This window comes from Spirosoma oryzicola (assembly GCF_021233055.1).
GTDB classification, from domain to species: domain Bacteria; phylum Bacteroidota; class Bacteroidia; order Cytophagales; family Spirosomataceae; genus Spirosoma; species Spirosoma oryzicola.
This window is the reverse complement of sequence record NZ_CP089538.1, coordinates 497,379-517,945: the sequence shown is the minus strand read 5'-3', so window position 1 is coordinate 517,945 and position 20,567 is coordinate 497,379. Positions and strand designations below refer to the sequence as shown.

The following is a 20,567-nucleotide window of genomic DNA, read 5'->3' as shown; positions in this document are numbered from 1 at the left end:
CTCCGGCGACCTGATAGGCACATCCATCTAGCTCTCACTCTTTAGGATGAACAAAGTCCGTATTCTGCACGTTAGCACAGCCCACCCATGCCAAGACCCGCGATTAGCCTACCGGGTAATTCCGAGTCTGGCACCGCACTACGACCTAACGGCAGCCTTACCTCATGTGTCAACAGGCTACAGAAACGGAGTCGATTACCGCTGGCTTCCCAAATTTAGGCGTCTGTTGTTCCGCGTTCTGGTCAGCCAACCCTTCGTGCTTTGGTATGCCTTTCGACTGCGTCCTCAACTGCTTCACATATACGATCCTGAACTTCTCCCGTTAGCCCGTCTTATTCAGTTGGCGCTAAGTATCCCGGTCTTGTACGAAGTTCACGAGAATCTGTACAAAAAGAAGCACGAGAAAGCGACCAATCAGGGGGCTGTTTTCATGTGGCTGTTCTTTTTGTTCGACGCGATGGCACAACGCCGGTTTCACCTCATTTTTACGGAACACCGCTACCTTGACACCTATACAAACCTGGCGAAACCATACACCATCATTTATAATTATCCGCGGTTGTCTTTTCTGGATGTTTTTCGTAGTCCCTACACACCCAATCAGCAAGAGCCAATCTTTTTTTACATCGGCTGGATAAGTTTTGAGCGCGCTATCGACACGTTAGTTGCAGGCCTGGTTCTTTTGAAAAAACGCCACCCTCTTTTCCAGGTTCATTTATTCGGGGAACGGACTTGTACAGATGAGCAGCTCAAGGAGCTACCCGGTTTTGCGTCTGTTCAAAATAATCTGCATTTTCACGGCTATGCAGATCAAAAGAAAGCGCTCTCGTATACATCCCAATGTACAGCTGGCCTGGCTTTGCTCAAAGCCGTTGGTGACTACCCAGACTCCTACACAACCAAGATGTTTGAATACATGGCCTTAGGTTTACCGGTCATAACCTCAAATTTTCCTCTTTACCGCCACGTTGTAGAGCGTCACCAATGTGGCTTGTGTGTTGATCCTACCGATCCGGTACAACTGGCTGATGCGTTGACCTTTCTTATCGAGAACCCAGGGCAAAGCTACGACATGAGCCAGAGGGGACGCCGGGCGGTAGAAACAGAATATAACTGGAAAAGCGAAGCCTATAAGCTGTTACGCTTTTATGAACTTGTTTTTCGAGAAGGCCAGCAAACAAGGATTCAGGTATAAATAATTATACATTTCCACTTATTTATAGTATTGTTCCAATGTTTGATACTACGCTTTCACGGAAGGATTTAACTTTCGGCGTTAATTCAGGTTTTACTCGGATTAGCCTTACTTTATTGACCTGATGTATATTCATGCAGTAAGTCATTATCTCCCTACAGAGATAGTCGGCAATGAACACTTTACGAGGCTAAACGGCCTATCCAGTGATTGGATAATTGAGCGTACCGGCATCCGGGAGCGACGCAAAGCCTCTCCCGGCGAGAATACAAATACGATGACCGTTGAGGTGGTTCGTCGGCTTATGCCCAAGGCAGACCTATCAACGGTTGACCTGATTGTTGGCGCAACGTATACGCCCTACGACACAATTGTCTCACTTGCCCACGAGGCTCAGCATTTTCTTGGTATCGCTGACATACCCGTGGTTTCCATTTCAACGGCCTGCTCTTCGTTGCTGAATGCCATCGAGGTTGTAGAAGGTTACTTTGCGCTTAACAAAGCCAGCCGTGCACTTGTCATCGTTTCGGAGCACAATACGGCGTATAATAACGACAAAGACACCGTTTCGGGTCATTTGTGGGGCGACGGTGCTGCTGCGCTCCTGATCACAAAAGAGCGTCAGCAGGAAAGCGATTTTTCCATCAAAGCACTGCTGACGGGTGGGGCGGCCCATACGCCAAAAGCAACCACGGGTGTTATGCTGAAACCTGTCGACGGTGGCGTCAGTATGCCCTTCGGTCGTGATGTGTTTATTAACGCTTGCCAGTACATGCCCAAAGCATCGCTACAGGTGCTCGAACGGTGTGGCCTAACACTCGCCGATGTAGACTACGTGCTTCCACACCAGGCTAATCTGCGTATCTCGCGCAATGTGATGAATACGCTTGGCCTGCCCGAGGAGAAATTGATTTCAAATATTCAGATGTACGGCAATACCGGCTGTGCAGGCTGCGCTATAGCGCTTTCCGAGCAGTGGGATACCTTCCAGAAAGGTCAGCACATCGTCATAACCGTCTTCGGGGGTGGCTACTCGTATGGTGCCATGTTAATCGAAGCATAAAAAAGAAATAGCCTGTACTTAATTGCCGCTTTGGCGACTAAGTACAGGCTATTTACTTGCTACGTTACCTTATTGAGCATCGGCCCGCCAGGTATTGTTTTTTTCGTTGATATCCGGCAGTTTTTCGTCCGGGTCCACAACAACCGTCTTCAACGGTGAAGTCGAATTGTACTTAAACGTCCAGGAGCCGCCCCGCTGCCAAACTTCTATAGGCAAATTCACCCGTCCTTTTTTACCATTGCTTTCAGTAACTTCGATAGTCACCGGCATGGCAAATTTTTCGAGGTTTTCGATGGAAATCAGTGATCCTTTCTCAGCGGAGCCATCTACATATTTTACTTCTTTAACGGCCTGATCGAGTTTCCAGGTTTCGTAGAAGAAGCCGCGCCAGAACCAGCCTAAATCCTCGCCGGCACCATCTTCCATGCTTCGGAAGAAATCGTATGGTGTCGGGTGTTTAAACGCCCAGCGATTCACGTAATTTTTAAAGGCAAAATCGAAGCGCTCAGGACCTAACACCGATTCACGCAGCATTTTCAATCCCATGCCCGGTTTGTAATAAGCCAGGATGCCTAAGTCGCGTGGCTGTTGCACATCAGGAATCGTCATGACCGGCTCGGTTGGGTAGAACAACGCGGGCGCAAGGTCGTGCATGGTACCGCGCTCGCGATCATATTCCCCCTTGTTGAAGTTAGCCGTAGAAAGCGTGTTGATAAAGGTGTTAAATCCTTCATCCATCCACGGAAACTTACGCTCGTTGTTGCCAACGATCATAGGGAACCAGTTGTGGCCAAATTCGTGGTCCGTCACCCCCCACAATCCATCTTTACGGCTTTTATGATCGCAGAACACAATACCGGGGTATTCCATACCGCCTACAATACCCGCTACGTTGGTAGCCACGGGGTACGAAAACTCGTACAGGTATTTTGAGTAAAATTCAATACATCCCTTTACGTACTCCGTTGATCGGTTCCAGGCATCATTGGTCGCGCTTTCAACCGGATAAACGGACTGAGCCAAAGACGGTTTACCGCTTGGCAGATTCATTTTAGCAGCATCCCACACAAACGCCTTTGACGAAGCCCAGGCGACATCGCGGGTGTTTTGGCAACGGAATTTCCAGGTCAGCGTACCCGTTCTCTTCGGACGGGAATCCGGATTGTTTACTTCGTCCTTGCTGCGAATGATAACCGTTTTGTCACTTTGGCGGGCCTGTGCCAGCCGTTTGATCTGTTCAGTGGTCAGAACGTCGTTTGGATTCAGCAGTTCGCCCGATCCGACAACGATATGATCCCAGGGTACGGTAACATTATACTCGAAGTCGCCGTAATCGAGGTAAAACTCGCCCGCGCCCAGATAAGGCAATACGTTCCACCCTTCGATGTCGTCGTAGACACACATCCGTGGATACCATTGAGCCAGTTCGTAAATGACCCCATCCTTACGCTTCAACTGCCCCATGCGGTCGGAGCCGTACTCAGGAATTTTAAACGAATAGGCTATTTTCACTTTTATCACATCCCCATTCGGTTTTACAGGCTCTGCCAGACGTATCTGCATCCGGGTATCCGTAACTTCGTAAGGGGCGTTCGCAAATTTGCTCTTGCCATGATCAACCGTTACACTCGTGATCGATAGCCCACCCGCAAAACCCAGGTTACCGAACCGTCCACCGGTTACGGGTGTCGTTTTCGAAGCCCGCGAGGTATCGCTGAACGCATTTTGGTCCAACTGAAGCCATAAGTAAGCCAACGATTCGGGCGAATTATTTTTGTACGTAATCGTTACCTCACCCGTGATCGTGTTTTGCTGATCGTCAAGGGCAACGTTAATCTGGTAGTCCGAGCGGTTTTGCCAGTAGCGCGGTCCAGGAGCACCACTACCCGTTCGGTAGTCGTTACCCGGCTGCATGTTAAAAAGAGGATGAAACAAGGCAAGCGGATCATATTTCGATCCCGTCGTTGATGACGGTGCGTTTTGGGCGAACGAGAGGATACTTAACGCCCATAGACACGCTCCGAGAACAATTTTTTTCATGAAGCAATAATAAAACAAGATTGATATACAAATAACGCGATAAAGCCCTAAAACTAGGTGTTGGCCTGAACGAATAGTTAAAAGGGCAAGCGTAAATCAAGGCCGTGATGAACCAGCAGGAAGATAAATAGAGCGATCCACAAAACATCAACAAAATGCCAGTAGAGCGTTATCAGGCGAATTTTAAGTTGATTGGGCGGATTAACACTATAAACAAACGAATCGACGTAGGGACGACGGCGAAGAGCTTCGACCAAAGCAATGATGATAAAAATTAATCCGATCAAAATGTGAAGTAAGTGGACTCCGGAGATAATATAGACGAACCCACCCGCCGGATTACCTTCTAGTTTGATACCAGCCTGAATCATTTGCCGCCAACCCCAACCCTGTAAAAGAATAAAAAGGGTTCCTAGCACCAGCGTTGTCGCCATGTTGCTGCGGTAACTTCCAAACCGTTCATGCCGGAAAGCCTGATTGGCGTTGTTCAGCGTGAGGCTGCTTAGAACGATGACTACGGTACTGATTAAAAAGACATTCGGTAGCTTAACGCTGGCCCAGCCCGGCCCCGTTCGGCGGATCACATAGGCGGCCAGCAGAATGGTAAACAGCATGACGCTGCTAGCGATTCCAAGCCAGACCATGAAGCGGAACGGCTCCCGCCGTTTCGTGATGAAGTTACTCATTCGTAAGGATTCGTAGCTTGTGGCTTCTAATTACGCTATAGCCAGACGATCCTGAACCACAAACTTATATTAAAAACCGGGTTAAAGCTTTCCTTGCCAAACGTTGTAATCCTCAAATTGGTTTGAGATAACCGGTGGCGCATCAAAAATCCCGTACACCGTTGAGCCTGAACCACTCATACTAGCGTAGACCGCCCCTAATTCGTACAGCTGCTGCTTAATTTTGGGTAAAACAGGATAGTTAGGAAATAGGCTGTCTTCGAAATCGTTACGGACAGTTTGTCGCCAGGTTTTAATCGGTTGTTGCAGGTAGTCCCGTAGCGGTCGCTGAGGTTTTGTTGGTCGAATATTTGCGTAAGCCTCGGCAGTCGAGATCGCCAGGTTTGGATAAATCAGCAGGATGGAATAGCCACTTAAATCAACCCCGATTTCTTCAAAGATGTCTCCTTTCTCAACGCAGTAGACCGGCTTGTTCTGGATAAAAAAAGCACAGTCGCTACCTAGGCGACGGGCGTAGTCCTGCAACTGCGCAACGCTTAAGCCAAGCGCAAACTGTTCGTTGATGAGCTTCAACGCGAAAGCCGCATCAGCAGAGCCGCCCCCTAGCCCGGCACCGATAGGCACTATTTTGTGCAGATGCATCTGAATCGAAGGTAGCGCAAAGTCCTTCTTTAGTAACTCATACGCCCGTACGCAAAGGTTGGTTGCGGCCTCTCCCGGAATAGGTAATCCACTACTACTAAACGCAAACGGTTCGGCAGGAATCAGTTCAAGTGCGTCACTCCATCCAATCGGATAAAAGCAGGATTGCAGATTATGAAAGCCGTCGGCTCGTTTTTCTGTGATAAACAAGCCGAGGTTAATTTTTGCGTTTGGAAAAGAAATCATTGAAACCGACGAATAGTAGCACAAATGTAAGCGCAGAAACTCCTAAAGAAGTTAATCCTGCTGCAATACGTTTGTTGCTTATTTGATCGCAATTACTTTGAATTCCGTTCGGCGGTTGCGCTGGTGTTCGGCATCGGTGCAGATGACCCCATCGGTACAGTTATTCACTAGCTCCGACTCGCCCATGCCGATTGCCACCATCCGTTTGCGACTGATTCCTTTTGAGCTGAGGTAGTTGGTGACTGCTTTTGCCCGCTCCGTTGATAAGGCCTTGTTGTGGCCCGCGTCGCCACGACTGTCGGTATGCGAACGAATTTCGATGACCAGCGAGGGATATTTTTGCATGGTAGCAACCAGCCGATCCAATTCACGCGCAGCGTTCGGACGGAGGCTAAACTGATCCAGATCGTAATAAATGTTGTCAATAGCGACAATATCGCCGACACCCAGCATACGTAAGTCCGCCGATAGCTCTTTTGGCTTTTCTTTTTTGGCCAGTCGCTTGATACGGCTCGTGTTGGTTCCAAACTTGGGCTTAGAAGCAATAAGCGTGTAATCACAACCCGGATCAAGTTCGAAGCTGTAGCGCCCATCTGGTCCTGTTACGTATTCACGCAGTGACCGGTCGCACTCTTTTCGGAGTCGCACCGTAACGCCAGCAATCGGCCGACGATCCCGTTCGCTCATGATCACACCCCGAATCCGGGAACGTGACAAGGAGGTTGGCCTTACCGGAGCCTCCGCAATGGTATCCATAATGACCGTGGGCTTCATCATCGACATTTCAAGCCGGGTTGGCTGGTCATCCGTCAGTAAGCGTGTTGTAAATCCAATGGTGCTGTTGATGTATCCATCCCGGCTGGCCTGAAACATAAAGTCGTTGTTGCCTTCCAGACAGAGTTGCACTAGTCCGTTGCGGTCGGTGGTAAGCGTTTGATCAGGACGGCCTTCGCCTTTGGTTTTGACCAGCACGCTGACGCTATCCAACGCGGCATCCGTATCCATATCATAGAGCCGAATGGTCAGATCACGGCATCCGTACAACGAACTCTCACGAACAAATCGGTAGATGTCGTCACTGCCTTCACGTCGATTGCTACTAAAATAGCCACCCCGTCGGCTAGCATCGGTGATCAACCCAAAATCGTCTTCGGCCGAGTTGATTGGCGCGTTCAGGTGTTCAACGGATTGTACGGTTGTCGCGTTGGACAACGCAGCAAAGAAAATGTCCAGTGCGCCCAGTCCACCCCGACCATCGGATGAGAAGTAAAGATTTCCAGCGTCATCAACAAAGGGAAACAATTCATTGCCTTTCGTATTGACTGTCTGACCAAGGTTGACCGGTCGTCCCCATTTTCCGTTTTGGAAGCGGCTTACGTAGAGATCCGTTCCGCCAAAACCGCCCGGCATATCCGACGCGAAATACAGCAGTTGTTCGTCACGGCTCAAGGTTGGATGGCCGACGGAATATTCATCGCTGTTGAAGGGCAGTTCTTCCACATCAACCCACATACCGTTCTCCTGGCGAGCCGAATACAGTTTTAGTTTATTGACGCCTTCACTGCTTTTTGCAGAACGCCCTTCGTTGTAGTTATTCCGCGTGAAGATAATCCGCGAACCATCCCGCGAAAAAGTGGCAGGTCCCTCGTGGTACTTAGTATTCAACGTTTTGCTGAATCGCTTTGGAGCACCTGAGGAGCGAGCGTCATAGCCAAGTCCTTCCGTAATGTTGATACTTCCGCTGAAATTTGGTACCGTGCGTGAATCGTTAGCCGTTGCACGAGTATATTGATCGCTACCGACCTGACGCTCCGTTTTGGTCCGCTGGTTAACAGCCTTACTGACGCTTCCATCCGCATTGATAATGCTGGCAACTTTCAGGCTATTGCGGTTGGGCGCATAAAACAAGTCAAGGTAACCGGCTCCCCCACCCTTCCCAGTTGTCTCGATCGTTGCTCCGCCTTTTTTCCCCGATACATACACCAACCCATCTTGATAAAACGATGGACTAAACTCCTCACCCGCTGTATTCAAGTCTAAATATTCCAGCCGGTAGCGTATTGTTTCTTTTTTACTGCCACCGGGTGAAGCCGCATTTTCTGGTATCGCGACAGACCGACGAGCGGGCATTTTCTCTTTCAATTGCAGGTACCGTTCGTATTGTTTCTGCGATTCCTGAAACTTGCCGTTGGCCGCTAACGCCTTAGCAAACTGCAACACTTGCTGAGGATCTTCATCCGCACCGTTGCTCAGGGCATCCCGATAAAAACGTTCGGCCTTTGTGCCATCACCTACCTGCTGGTATGCGTAAGCTAATTTTCCCTGAGCCAGTGCTTTCTGGGTTGTTGTCAGCTGATCGTTCGCCAATAACTGCGCGTAGGCGTCAATAGCACGCCCATACGCTTTGTAACTAAGCAGACGTTCGGCCTGCCGCAACAGCGAGTCTGTCTGTGACCAAGCCGTTATAGAACAGCTTATCCACAGCCATACGCTTAAAAAATGCTTTATCCAACCTATCCTCATTGGCATAGTTTACGCCCAATAAATCCGTGACTTTTCGTTCGACAGGTCACAAGTTCGGCTATTAACCGCTACGCGATAATCAACGTGCCAACGTCAAGAATCGTACGAACTCACGACCGTCGCTTAATTTAATCTGGTAATAATACGCACCATCGGGTAGTCCCTGGCTTTTATCAGCGGCTCTAACACCTTGATTTGCGGTACCGTCCCAGTCGTTTTTGTAATCGTTATTCTGGTAAACCAGACTTCCCCAACGGTTATAGATTGCCAACTGTATAGTGATACCTGACGGCACTCCCTGAATGACAAAACGGTCATTGATTCCATCATCGTTTGGCGAGAAACCTTCTGGAATGAATACCGTTTGCGCTCCTTCGGGCAGTACTGCGTGTACCGTTACGCTTGTTGGTTCATTGTTATCCGTTGGATCACCGTTCTGATCAGGATCAGCGCTGGTACCATTGGCTGACCAATCACGACAGACGTTATTGGCAGCATCAACAGCTTGCCCAAGCGCGGTGTTTGTAAACGTTAAATCCGTAGCCTGGTTAACATCTACCCGAACTGTCAGCCAGATATGCGCCTGTCGATTTGTAGGCAGTTGACTACCCGCCAGCAACAACGTTGTGTCAGCACCCTGTCCTGTGTACGCAGCATTGGCAATCAATCCGTTATCGGCCCGGACAGCCACCGAGTGAACCCTGGCTCCTTTTCTGGTAAACACCGCATCGAGATTATCCGAAACCTGAAGCTGCGTTAGTGTGTGTTCTCCCAAATTAGTAGCCGTTAGCTGATAGGTTAACGCAACCAACCGCGCGGCTCCTTCCACGACCCAGACCGGTTCGCTTACTTTTTTGCTGATACCCAGCAGTTCGCGCGCTACGGATGGAGCCCCAACAACTACTTGCGTCAATGCGCCAACGCACGGACCCTTTCCATCAGGATCGGCTGTTGTCAGCGTGAATGTCGTCCTGCCCAGTCGTTGGTCCGTTTCGGACAATAAATAACGTGCGTTCAAACCTGTATTTGTGAATAACCCTTTACCGCTGCTTTCCCAGGTTACGCCAGTTGCTGATCCACCGAGTTTTCCTTGCAGACACACAACCCCTTTCGCCCAATCCAACGTGTCTACTCGAACCGCTACCGTAGCGGGATTACTTATACACGGGGGTATGGCATTTGGACAGTCTGCAATACGAACCGTCACGGCCATTGGCTCAGTATAGCATCCATTATCGTCTCGCCCAAACACGTAATACGTCCCTGACAAGGCAGCGCCCGGCGATTGAACCAACGGTGCATTCAACGATGGAGCGGTTCTAAACTCATAATGAACCGCTGAATTTTGGTTTGTCGTCCCGATAGCGTTAGACAAATCGGCGGTCTGGAACGGACAGCTATTTGTCACTGTAGCGCTGGAAGCTATTTGTTTGCCGCCCCCCCGTACCGTTATCAACTGACCAGCCGAACTGTCGCTTTGACACGAACCAATCTGGCAAACAGCGCGAAACGTAGTCGTGCTATACGGGCTCACAGCTCGTACCAGCCCTTCTCTTCCATCTGACCAACGCACGCGGCCAACGCAGCCCGAGGCAGTCAACTGACTAGTTTGCCCGGCACAAATGTCGCTTACGCTTGCCGAAATAATAGGTGTTGTTGGTTCAGCAACCGACACGTTAATCCCCGCCGACGGTCCACTAACGCAATTTTCTCCTTCGCAGGTTGCGCTGAACGTTGTTGTCTGTATGAGTTGGCCTGTCCAGGTTGAGCCGGTTGTCTGATCAGGCCAGCGAACAATGCCCGCGCAATTTGTGGCCGTCAACGTAACGCTATTTCCAGGACAGATGGTGATGGCAGAAGCCGTCAGAACAGGCGGTTCAGGCGTGTTTACAGTTACTTTCCACACGTCCGCGAAGCAGCTAATACAACCTTGCCGAGCGCGACAGATAGCCGTATATTTTGTTGTTCGTTGCGGCTGAACAGTTAGCTGGTTGCCCGTCTCTCCGTTTGACCATACGATAGTGCCTATGCAGCCAGTAGCGGTCAATGTAACGCTTTCATTGCGACATATTACTTTCGCGGAACCTCTGATAATGGGAGGTTCCGGATTTCGGCACGAATCGGCCACTGAAAATACGCTCGCTGTCACGTTGCTTGTTACTAATACTAGTACAAAAAAACACGAAAAATTCCTCAGTAAATTAGTTAGTAACATGCTTATCGAATGGTGTATGGTCTATTACTACACTAGACGAATATCATGCCAAGCGCTGCGGAAGTAGCATGCAGTACAAGCGAACAACCATCCGATTTAGTTACAAATTGGGCAGTAGGCTAGAATCAAGCATACTATGTTCAGCTGGTACATGCTTAAAATTATCACAAACCATGCCAGCCTTGTAAGTCGTTAAGTTACCAGTTAAGTAAAAGTGATAATAGTTACCGAGCGGTAGGGTACGCCAACACGCTCGACCAATTATTCGTTGCTTAGCCTAGTTCAAAAAGACGGTTAATGCTACTAGGTAATTCGCGCCGATCGTGGGTCACGAACAGAATTGTCTTATCCGACAAGGAGTTCAGCAATTGCTGCGCTAGCTGAACATGAAGGGCATCGATAGCCTGAAAGGGTTCGTCAAGGATTAGCACTGGCGCGTTTTTGAGTAAAGCTCTTACCAGCAACGTAAGCCGCTGCTCGCCAATGGACAACGTACCAAACGGACGGTCTTTAAGGTGTGTCAAACCAAAGTATGCCAGAAGGGACTGCAAATCGGCTTCAGCGCTGGCCGGAACGCGGGCGGGGACAGTGAGCGTATCCGTCAAACCCGTAAACGCCACCTGTGCCGCCGTCAGAAGCTGCGGAAAGTACAGATGCAACTCCGGCGAAACGAAACCGATCCGACGTTTGACATCCCAGATGCTTCCGCCTTTACCTCGTTTGTGGTCAAACACGCGTACATCATTGGCATAAGCCTGCGGATGATCGCCGTAAAGCAGGCTCAACAAAACAGATTTCCCGGCTCCGTTCCGGCCCATCAGCGCCCAGCGTTCGTTGACGGCGACAGTCCAGTTGATGGCATCCAAAATAATTCGGTCTCCATACTTTACACTGACATCCGTAAGACGAAATGCCTCTGAGAAATCAGCCGCTTTGGGGGGCGTTTCCAGAGTGGGCAGTTCGGAACTCGCCAGCGAACCACTTTGCCAACGAACCTCTTTTTTGGGGCCTAGCTGGACAATACGCCCGCGCTCCAATACAAGGACATGGGTAATAAAGCCGGGTATATTTTCGGGTTCAACGACAATGATCAGCGTAAGTCCGTGGTGAATAAGATCGCCTAACCACTGATTCAGTTCCTGACGAAATATAGCGTCTAATCCAACAAACGGATTGTCGAGAAGAAGCAGCTCAGGATGTTGTAGTAATGCCTTGCCGATACGAGCTTTCCGGGTTTGACCATTCGACAACTTGAGAAAGGCCGAATCAAGAAGGGGTTCAAGGCCAAGGCGTTGTACAAGAGCCATATCTTCCGCTGACCCGGAAAAACGCAGGTAATCGCGTACTGTCAAAGCGGGCTTGCCGTCATGAGAATCACTAAGCGTAGCGTGATAACGTTGCTGATAAAAATGACCCGTGTACGAGAACTGGTGCGATTCTTCCTTGAAGGAAACAAACGCAGCCGACTTCTTTCGTAGAAGCGTACCGGGTTTTGCCGGTAACTGCCCGGCTAATGCCTGTAAGAGTGTAGTTTTACCACTGCCAGTCGGTCCAACTACGGCCCAGCTCTCACCTGAATGAACAGTCCACGTTAGATCGGACAAGACGAGCTGACTACCGCGACGTATGGAAAAATTATGTAATGCTATTATATCATTATGACTGGACATAAAAAAAGCTGGATGGACAACTTCGCAAAGTTATCCATCCAGCTTACTTCTTCTCGTATTGCGCTCGATTAATACGTGGTTGAAGAAGGGCTTGTCGTCGTTGATGATGAAGAACGACGGCTGTTTCTGCGGGTTGGAGGGTTGCCCGTCGAACCGTTGTTCATACGGTCAGAAGTACCCATCGTTCCGGTACCGGTAGTTCCTGTTCCGGTCGTTGTTCCATTATTCATGGTGCCCGTGCCAGTTGAATAAGTACCCGTGCCGGTTGTGCCGGTAGTACCCGTTCCTGTGGTACCATTGTTCATCGTACCGGTATTAGTGCCCGTTGGTGGTTGGGTTTGGTAGGTACCTGTGTTGGTGCCTGTCGTTCCCATCGTACCGCCGTTCATCGTGCCAGTACCCGTATTCGTCGGTGGCTGCGTCTGATACGTGCCCGAATTCGTTCCCGTATTCTGGCCGTTATTCATCGTGCCTGTGTTAGTACCCATCGTTCCGGTACCGGTAGTTCCTGTTGTTCCTACACCAGTCGTTCCCGTACCCGTGGTTCCGGTCGAACCTGAGTTCGTTGTCTGTGCTTGCGTATTGAGGGTCAGGCCGGCTGCCAGCATGAAACCCATTATCAGTATTTTTTTCATAGTTGAGTAATGGTTATATCGTTTTTACCCGATATTCTATAGTATAACTCAACTAATATTAGTTTGTTTAATCAAACTTTAACTTTTCAGCAGAATTCTAAAAAAATTCTTCCGCAGCCTCGTACGCTCTCACCGTTTATAAATGATTCATTCTTAGCAACTAATAAATTTCAGTTTTGATCTTGCGGCAATGCATGGATTGCGAAGGCGTCGTAGAAGCACAAAAAGGGGTAGTGAATCCAGATTGGCTCACTACCCCTTTTTGTGCACTTTGCTGATTACAAATTACCCTTTTTCATTTCTTTCACGGCAAAATCAGCAGCGCGTGCTGTTAAAGCCATGTAGGTCAGCGAAGGGTTTACGCAGGATGCCGACGTCATGCAGGCTCCATCCGTATTAAATACGTTCTTAACCGCGTGCACTTGGTTGTGTGCGTTCAGAACCGACGTTTTGGGATCACGGCCCATGCGTGCGGTACCCATTTCGTGAATACCGATACCGGGGTGTTTCGACTCGTCGTTGTAAGGCGTTACGTTCTTCAGACCAGCGGCTTCGAGCATTTCAGCGGCATCGTTCATCATGTCAATGCGCATCTTCTTCTCGTTCTCACCATAGGCCGCGTCAAATACGATCAATGGCAGGCCCCACTTATCTTTCTGATCAGGCGACAGCGTCATGCGGTTGTTCGGGTCAGCAATCATCTCGCCGAAGCCGCCCAGGCTCATTGTCCACGGACCCGGTGTCGTCAGGCTGTCTTTGAACTCGGCCCCAAAACCTTCCATGCCATTCCCCCGGTTCCAACCGCCCCGGCCAGCGCCACCCTGATAGCCAAAGCCACGTACATAATCGCGTTTGTCACCCGCCCAGTTGCGGTAGCGTGGAATGTACACACCATTGGCCCGACGGCCGTAATAGTATTGGTCTTCCATGCCTTCAAACGAACCAGCAGCACCCGCAGCCAGGTGATGGTCCATAATGTTTCGGCCAAGCTGGTCAGAATCGTTACCCATTCCGTTCGGGAACCGGTGCGACTTCGAGTTCATCAGGATCGACGTACTCGCAAAAGCCGACGCGTTCAGGAAGATAACTTTAGCGTAGTACTCCCGAACTTCTTTCGTATTCTGGTCAACAACCCGAACACCGGTTGCTTTTCCTTTTTTCTCGTCGTAAAGAACTTCCGACACGATTGAATCAGGACGAAGCGTTAACCGACCGGTTTTCATGGCCGCTGGCAACGTAGCCGATTGCGTACTGAAATAAGCACCGTAAGGGCATCCTCGCATACACTGATTCCGGAACTGACAAGCCGCCCGGCCCAGATCGTAGTGAAGCTGCTTAGGTGCCGTCAGGTGCGCTGTGCGTCCCATCGTAACCATACGCGCCGGGAACGCTTTTTCGATTTTCTTTTTCGCTTCCTTCTCCAGACAGTTCATCTGCATCGCGGGCAGAAAGTTACCATCGGGCAGTACGTCCAGTCCGTCTTTGCTACCAGAAACGCCGACAAACGTTTCGGCGTACGTATACCAGGGAGCCAGATCTTCGTAGCGGATTGGCCAGTCAACGCCGATTCCTTCTTTGCCGTTGGCCATGAAGTCTTCTTTGTTCCAGCGGTAACTTTGGCGTCCCCACATCAGCGACCGACCGCCCACGTGATAACCCCGAATCCAGTCTACCTTGCGTTTTTCGAGGTACGGGTTTTCTTTATCATTCTCGAAAAAGTGGCGCCACTCTTCGTTAGCCGTGTAACCGGTGCGCATGTTTGCCCAGTACTCCTCGGCAGCCATCGTTGTGATGCGTCCCCGGTGCGGAAAATCCCACGGGTTGTTGGTAGCAGTTGGGTAGCCTTCGATGTGTTTCACGTCGCGGCCCCGCTCCAGCATTAATACTTTCAGACCTTTTTGTGTCAATTCTTTAGCAGCCCAGCCGCCCGATATTCCTGATCCTACAACGATAGCGTCGTAGATCATATCTTTTTTTGCGTCAATATTGAGATTCATCTTTGAAGAAATTTTCGGTATAAAGTATTCAGTTCAACGGTTTTGATTACTTCTGCAAGCAATCAGATTCATCTATTGACCCTTTATACCTAGTTACGGCAAGCGTTTAGATAGCCCAAGCCTTCTGGCCTTTTTTGAGTGGAACACAACCATCGTAACGGCCCGGTACAGCCACGTATTCAAGCGCCTGTGTACAGCCAATTTCCGACGTAAAATAGCCAGTCAGCGTTAAATCTTTCAGGATCGTGTAGAACGGCGTATACCGTTTCTTAGCGTCGGGCATCTGCAAATCGGCCTGCGAGTTTTCCACTTTGGCGGCAGCTTTTGCATTGCTCATCTGCGCCAGCTGTTGCTTGGCATCGGCTTCCAGCTTTTTCACAATCTCAATCCGTTGCGTTGGGTCGAGTTGGACAAACGCTTTGCCATACGCATCCTGACTTAATTTGTTTGTTTGCGTAAGGCCATCCAGGAACCGTTGCTGATCGTCTGCCTTGTAGCAGTCTTTTAGCAGAATATCAATGACCTCGTTCACTTTAGCGGCTTTGGCACCGGGAGTACTAGTCGTTGGTATTATTGTATCAGCCAGTTCAGCGACGGTAGCGTCCTGATCAGCTGTAAAAAAGAGCGGCTTGCCCGTCAAGGCGCGTCGGGTGGCCGAAGCTTCAAGCGTATCGGCTAAAGCGGGCAAAGACATGGTTACACCAGCCAATGCAGCCACCCGCATAAGGGCGTCTCTTCTGTTCATGTGCTTAGAGCGAGTTAAACTTTCAAATAGAACGATGTAAGGAATTACAAATGTATAAAAATCAAGGATTTGATTGTGCAATTTAGAGATGCAGTTTTAAAGGATCATATCAACCCTATATCAACTATCTGATACCCTGCAAAACACAAAAATCTAGAGCGCTGTCAGCTCCTGCACGGCCAGCCAGCTCATCAGTCCGGCACCGATTTCCAGCGACGATTCATCGATGTCAAACGTGGGCGTGTGCACTCCTGAAATGATGCCGCGTGCTTCGTTGCGCGTTCCGAGCCGGTAGAAGCAGGAATCAACCACTTGCGAATAAAAAGCAAAATCTTCACCCGCCATCCACAGGTCGAGATCGACCACATTGTCCGCACCCATGTAGGCTACCGCCTGCGACCGCACGCGCCGGGTCAGCTCAGGATTATTCTTCAGGTAAGGATACCCGTTAACAATGGTAAACTCGCATGAGCCGCCCATCGCTTCGGCAATACCTTCGGCTAATTTTACCATCCGGCGCTTTCCTTCAGCCCGCCATTCTTCGTTCATGCAGCGGAAGGTCCCTTCAATCTTGACTTCGTTCGGAATTACGTTCGTAACGCCATCAGCAATAAACCGCCCGAACGACAACACCGACGGACTGGCGGGCGGACGGTTGCGGCTAATGATCTGCTGCAAAGCCACGATGATATGCGATGCAATCAATACCGGATCGACCAGATTGTCGGGCATAGCCGCGTGGCCACCCTTACCGCGCACCGTTATATAAATCTCGTCGGTACTGGCCATGTACATGCCTTCGCGGAAGCCAATCTTACCCACTGGAATGTTTGGCGCAACGTGCTGACCAATCATGCTCATCGGGGTCGGATTTTCCAGAACACCTTCTTTGATCATCAGCGACGCGCCACCCGGCGCTTTCTCCTCACCAGGCTGGAACACCAACTTTACCGTTCCATCGAACTGATCGCGTAAGACGTGCAGAATACGCGCGACACCGAGCAGGCTAGCCGTATGCGCATCATGCCCACAGGCGTGCATGACCCCATCGACGGTGGATTTATACGAAACGTCGTTCGCTTCATGAATGGGTAACGCGTCCATGTCGGCCCGCAACCCAACCACTCGGGAAGACATATTGGAGCCGTTGCTTTTAGTACCGTCAATAAGCGCCACCAGACCTGTATCAGCAACTCCTTCCTGCGGAGTAATGCCAATCGCTTTCAGTTGATCGGCAACGAATTGAGCCGTGTTATGCTCACGAAACGAAAGTTCGGGATGCGCGTGCAGATGTCTACGGGTCTGAACGATATCAGCCGCATACTGCCGGGCGAGCGATTTGATTGATTCAAGCATAGTAGTCTGACCAACAGAACGATGGTCGTTAAATAAATCACAGGTAAGCCGCCAGCCAAACCAACGTTTACTGCGACGTTATGAATTGATAATCACTGATAACCGTTTGCAGAAAGTCGCGATCAGGCATCGTGCTCTGAATACCGGTTACGTCTTTAACTTTATTGGCGGTGCGTGTCAGCAATTCGTTGTCACTTCTGTACAGAGCCTCTCGGATAATACTGATATCGCGGTCATTTAATAAACGAACATCGGGAAACTGTGCGGTATAATTTTCATCGACCGGTTGAATAAGAATGTGGTCTAACGAAACAGCGGGCTTAAGCTTAACAACTGTCGTACCGGCGGCAATATCGCCCAGACGCTGGCCTTTTCCATTCATTGCCACGGTGATAATCGGAACAATACCGCCCAGAAACGCTGCTGACTCCACAATCCGCAATACCCACCGGATCAGGTAAGCACCCAAACCCGGCGACGAACCATCGAGCATGACCACGCGGATGTCCATCGCTATTTTGCCAGGACTTCGACCATTAAGAAACCACTCCGACAGCAAATCGTAAGCCACCACCGGAAACATAACGAGAACCGTGTAGAAGCTGCTCGTGCGAATACCAAACCGGGACGGCAAGGCTACGACCAGCAATACCCACCCGAATATAACCAGATAGTCGATGATTGCCGCCAGGATGCGTTCACCAACGCTGGCGGGTTCGTATTCCAATAACACATTCTGGGAGGTGCGAATCGCAACAGACATTGTCGGTGAGTTGTCAGCAATAAATAAGTTGTTGACGGTAGTTTCCGTCAGGCATAGCCAGTCATCAAAATTAACAACCTTTCTTTTGTTCTTAATAAACAAATAACCAATTTTCACTATCAGCGTCAGCAGCCCAAATTCTTACCCCATGCGTGAAGCCTTATTCGTTAAACGAAACACCGATAAGTGGCGTACCATTGAGCAAGCCACGACCCGCAACCCGGACGAACTGACCGAGCGCTACGTAGAGCTGACGGATGATTTATCGTACGCCCGTACGTTTTACCCAGACTCAAATGTAACCCGTTACCTTAATGGGCTGGCGGCCCAAATGCACCGGGGGCTGATGCAGAATCGGCGCGACGACCGAAGCCGGTTCATCACCTTCTGGAAGTACGAGTTGCCGTTGTTGTTTCGGCAATCACACCGGTTGCTTGCCGTGTCGGCAGCGGTCTTTTTGGCGGCCGGTATCTTGGGCTGGTTATCGGCGGCTCACGATAACACGTTTGTGCGGTTGATCCTTGGTGATCAGTACGTAAACATGACGCTCGAAAACATCAAGAAAGGCGATCCGCTAGGGGTGTACAACAGCAGAGATCAGGCTAGTATGTTTGTTCAGATTACGCTAAACAATATCTACGTAGCCTTCCGAACCTTTATTTTTGGTTTGTTTGCCTCATTCGGTACGATGGCGATGCTGTTCTACAACGGAGTGATGCTTGGCTCTTTCCAGTACTTCTTCTACGAGCGCGGCTTGCTACTCGACTCGGTTCTGAAAATCTGGATTCACGGCACGCTCGAAATTTCGGCTATCGTCATTGCGGGCTGCGCGGGCCTGACGGTAGGCAACAGCCTGCTCTTTCCGGGTACTTACTCGCGGCTGGAATCGTTTAAACGAGGAGTGAAGCAAGGGCTTAAAATTGCCATCGGGCTGGTTCCTATATTTATCATGGCGGGCTTTCTCGAAAGCTTCGTCACCCGGTTGACCTTACCGCCGGTCGCGAGCGGAGCCATCATCCTGGTATCAGCTACGTTTATCGTTTGGTATTTCATCCTATACCCTATCTCACTTAACCGCACAGTTCAACCATGATTCAGCTGTTTCAACAACGCGATTTTGGCAATAAAATCAACGCCACGTTTCAGTACATCGGCGAAAATTTCCGGAGCCTGGGCACGGCTTTACTCTACATCGTCGGGCCGATCGCTTTGGTAGTGGGCGTTTTAAGTGGACTACTCCAATCCAAAGTGATACGAATTGCGTCGACAATTGACGGAGGGGCCGACTCACGCCAGACAGCTATGTTTCAGATGATGACTCAATTTGCCTCACCTACCTTTTGGCTAACGGTATTACTGAGCATTCTAGCGAACGTGGCGGTCATTGTGGTGACCTACGGCCATATGAAGGTATATAACCGCACCAATGGTGGTCCTATCAGCGTTGCCGATATTTGGGAGGAAGTGCAGCCAACCATTGGCCGGGCCGTCATCATTTCGGTTCTTGGATCGATTGTTACGTTCGTCGGGTTTATGTTTTTCTTTATTCCGGGCGTTTACGTAGCGGTTGTTCTATCGCTCTCGTTAGCGGTTACCTCGTTTGAAGACACCGATTTCGGCGCGACCTGGGAGCGCTGTTTTAAACTGATTCGGGACAAGTGGTGGTCTACCTTCGGGCTGATTGTCGTCATGGGAATCATCGTTGGGCTTGTCGGGCTTATCTTTCAGATTCCAAGCGCGGTTATTGGTTTTATGATCGGTGGAAAGCTGTTGCCCGACGTGTCATCGGCCTGGCTAATGCTGGCGAGCGTTATCAATTTAGTAGGCAAAACCCTCCTGAATACAGTGCTTTACACCGCCATCGGGTTTCAGTATACCAACCTGGTAGAACGTCAGGAAGGACGGGGTTTACTGTCGGCAATCGATTCTATCGGGACAAGCCCTAGCCAACCCCGCTCAACCGATGAAGGTAGTTTTTAACGCAATGAAGCGGGGTAAACAACGTATGAGTAGCTTGATAGACTGTTCTTTTGTCAAGATTTTGGTGAAAAGCCGCCAAGGCGTTTGGGCAATGCTTATCCTGGTTATAAGCGTTCATGCGCCTGTGTTGGCCCAAACGACTAAGCCTCAAACCCAGTCGGTAGTTGCGTCCGATGACCGGTCGGCAATCCGGGTACGGTATCCAATGCCCGAAAAGCTAAGCGAGTTTCAGACAGATCGTGATTACCAATATAACCATGAAGCCCCGCCCCCCGAAAATCCGGTAGCGCGCTTTTTTTATTGGCTATACACGAAACTAATGCGTTTTCTACGAAGCGACGCTTATCAAAACGTCTGGCAGTATGTTATCCTGGCGGGTGTTGCGGGCTTCGTTGTCTACTTGTTGATGAAGGCTGAAGTACTTGGTTTTCTTTTCCCCAAGAAAGCACAGACGAGCACTTTGGCCTACGAGAACCTGTCAGAGAATATTCATGCCATAAATTTTGATGCGGCTATTGACGAAGCAGTCGGTCAGCGCAATTTTCGGCAGGCGGTTCGACTGCTGTATCTACAAACGCTTAAACGACTAACCGATCCGGGACTCATCCATTATAAGCCGGACAAAACCAACCAGCATTACATTAACGAGCTCGCAAAAACACCTTTACAGACCGATTTCGAACGTTTGACCCGCCAGTTCGAATTTATCTGGTACGGCGATTTTCCGATTGATGAGCATCAATTTACCCTATTGCGTAAAGCGTTTGGGGACTTTTCAAAGACTCAACTGCAAACCGTCCGGTGATCCGGC

At 49.9% G+C, this 20,567-nt stretch carries 16 protein-coding genes; 5 read left to right on the top strand and 11 right to left on the bottom strand.

Annotated elements, in window-relative coordinates; all coding sequences use genetic code 11:
- The first annotated feature begins 46 nt into the window (after positions 1 to 46).
- Together LQ777_RS02120 and LQ777_RS02115 are read left to right on the top strand one after the other, a co-directional pair.
- Complete coding sequence (locus LQ777_RS02120; protein WP_232560869.1) at positions 47 to 1,195, top strand: glycosyltransferase; 1,149 nt, start codon at positions 47 to 49, stop codon at positions 1,193 to 1,195.
- A gap of 124 nt (positions 1,196 to 1,319) precedes the next feature.
- Entirely contained in the window at positions 1,320 to 2,258 is a 939-nt protein-coding gene (locus LQ777_RS02115) for a 3-oxoacyl-ACP synthase III family protein (RefSeq protein WP_232560868.1), read from the top strand.
- A gap of 69 nt (positions 2,259 to 2,327) precedes the next feature.
- Here the strand turns inward: LQ777_RS02115 and LQ777_RS02110 are convergent, their stop codons facing one another.
- From LQ777_RS02110 to LQ777_RS02060, 11 genes are all read right to left on the bottom strand, one after another.
- Positions 2,328 to 4,298 (bottom strand): M1 family metallopeptidase, encoded by a 1,971-nt coding sequence (locus LQ777_RS02110; protein ID WP_232560867.1) that lies wholly within the window; start codon positions 4,296 to 4,298, stop codon positions 2,328 to 2,330.
- 77 nt (positions 4,299 to 4,375) lie between these two features.
- Positions 4,376 to 4,984, bottom strand: a complete 609-nt coding sequence (locus LQ777_RS02105) for a cytochrome c oxidase subunit 3 (protein ID WP_232560866.1) — start codon at positions 4,982 to 4,984, stop codon at positions 4,376 to 4,378.
- An 81-nt stretch (positions 4,985 to 5,065) separates the two neighbouring features.
- On the bottom strand, positions 5,066 to 5,872 hold the full coding sequence (gene ispE, locus LQ777_RS02100; RefSeq protein ID WP_232560865.1) for a 4-(cytidine 5'-diphospho)-2-C-methyl-D-erythritol kinase: 807 nt from the start codon (positions 5,870 to 5,872) through the stop codon (positions 5,066 to 5,068).
- 78 nt (positions 5,873 to 5,950) lie between these two features.
- Positions 5,951 to 8,395: an OmpA family protein gene (locus LQ777_RS02095; protein ID WP_232560864.1), complete on the bottom strand. Its 2,445-nt coding sequence runs from the start codon at positions 8,393 to 8,395 to the stop codon at positions 5,951 to 5,953.
- Positions 8,396 to 8,474: 79 nt separating this feature from the next.
- A complete protein-coding gene (locus LQ777_RS02090; protein WP_232560863.1) occupies positions 8,475 to 10,301 on the bottom strand; it encodes a gliding motility-associated C-terminal domain-containing protein in 1,827 nt (608 codons plus the stop codon).
- Between the two features lie 581 nt (positions 10,302 to 10,882).
- Positions 10,883 to 12,214 (bottom strand): ATP-binding cassette domain-containing protein, encoded by a 1,332-nt coding sequence (locus LQ777_RS02085; RefSeq protein ID WP_232560862.1) that lies wholly within the window; start codon positions 12,212 to 12,214, stop codon positions 10,883 to 10,885.
- A gap of 134 nt (positions 12,215 to 12,348) precedes the next feature.
- Positions 12,349 to 12,915 (bottom strand): hypothetical protein, encoded by a 567-nt coding sequence (locus LQ777_RS02080; RefSeq protein ID WP_232560861.1) that lies wholly within the window; start codon positions 12,913 to 12,915, stop codon positions 12,349 to 12,351.
- Between the two features lie 278 nt (positions 12,916 to 13,193).
- Entirely contained in the window at positions 13,194 to 14,912 is a 1,719-nt protein-coding gene (locus LQ777_RS02075; RefSeq protein WP_232560860.1) for a GMC oxidoreductase, read from the bottom strand.
- Between the two features lie 106 nt (positions 14,913 to 15,018).
- Positions 15,019 to 15,657 (bottom strand): gluconate 2-dehydrogenase subunit 3 family protein, encoded by a 639-nt coding sequence (locus LQ777_RS02070; protein WP_232560859.1) that lies wholly within the window; start codon positions 15,655 to 15,657, stop codon positions 15,019 to 15,021.
- 153 nt (positions 15,658 to 15,810) lie between these two features.
- Positions 15,811 to 17,013: a M20 metallopeptidase family protein gene (locus LQ777_RS02065; RefSeq protein WP_232560858.1), complete on the bottom strand. Its 1,203-nt coding sequence runs from the start codon at positions 17,011 to 17,013 to the stop codon at positions 15,811 to 15,813.
- A 67-nt stretch (positions 17,014 to 17,080) separates the two neighbouring features.
- Positions 17,081 to 17,776 (bottom strand): RDD family protein, encoded by a 696-nt coding sequence (locus LQ777_RS02060; protein WP_232560857.1) that lies wholly within the window; start codon positions 17,774 to 17,776, stop codon positions 17,081 to 17,083.
- 148 nt (positions 17,777 to 17,924) lie between these two features.
- Here LQ777_RS02060 and LQ777_RS02055 point away from each other — a divergent pair, with 148 nt between their 5' ends.
- The 3 genes from LQ777_RS02055 to LQ777_RS02045 are packed head-to-tail and all read left to right on the top strand — an operon-like array spanning position 17,925 to position 20,561.
- Complete coding sequence (locus LQ777_RS02055) at positions 17,925 to 18,869, top strand: stage II sporulation protein M (RefSeq protein WP_232560856.1); 945 nt, start codon at positions 17,925 to 17,927, stop codon at positions 18,867 to 18,869.
- Positions 18,866 to 19,756, top strand: a complete 891-nt coding sequence (locus LQ777_RS02050; protein WP_232560855.1) for a DUF7847 domain-containing protein — start codon at positions 18,866 to 18,868, stop codon at positions 19,754 to 19,756. The genes LQ777_RS02055 and LQ777_RS02050 overlap by 4 nt, the downstream gene beginning before the upstream one ends.
- Entirely contained in the window at positions 19,740 to 20,561 is an 822-nt protein-coding gene (locus LQ777_RS02045) for a DUF4129 domain-containing protein (RefSeq protein ID WP_232560854.1), read from the top strand. Before LQ777_RS02050 ends, LQ777_RS02045 begins: the two co-directional genes overlap by 17 nt.
- Positions 20,562 to 20,567: the final 6 nt, after the last annotated feature.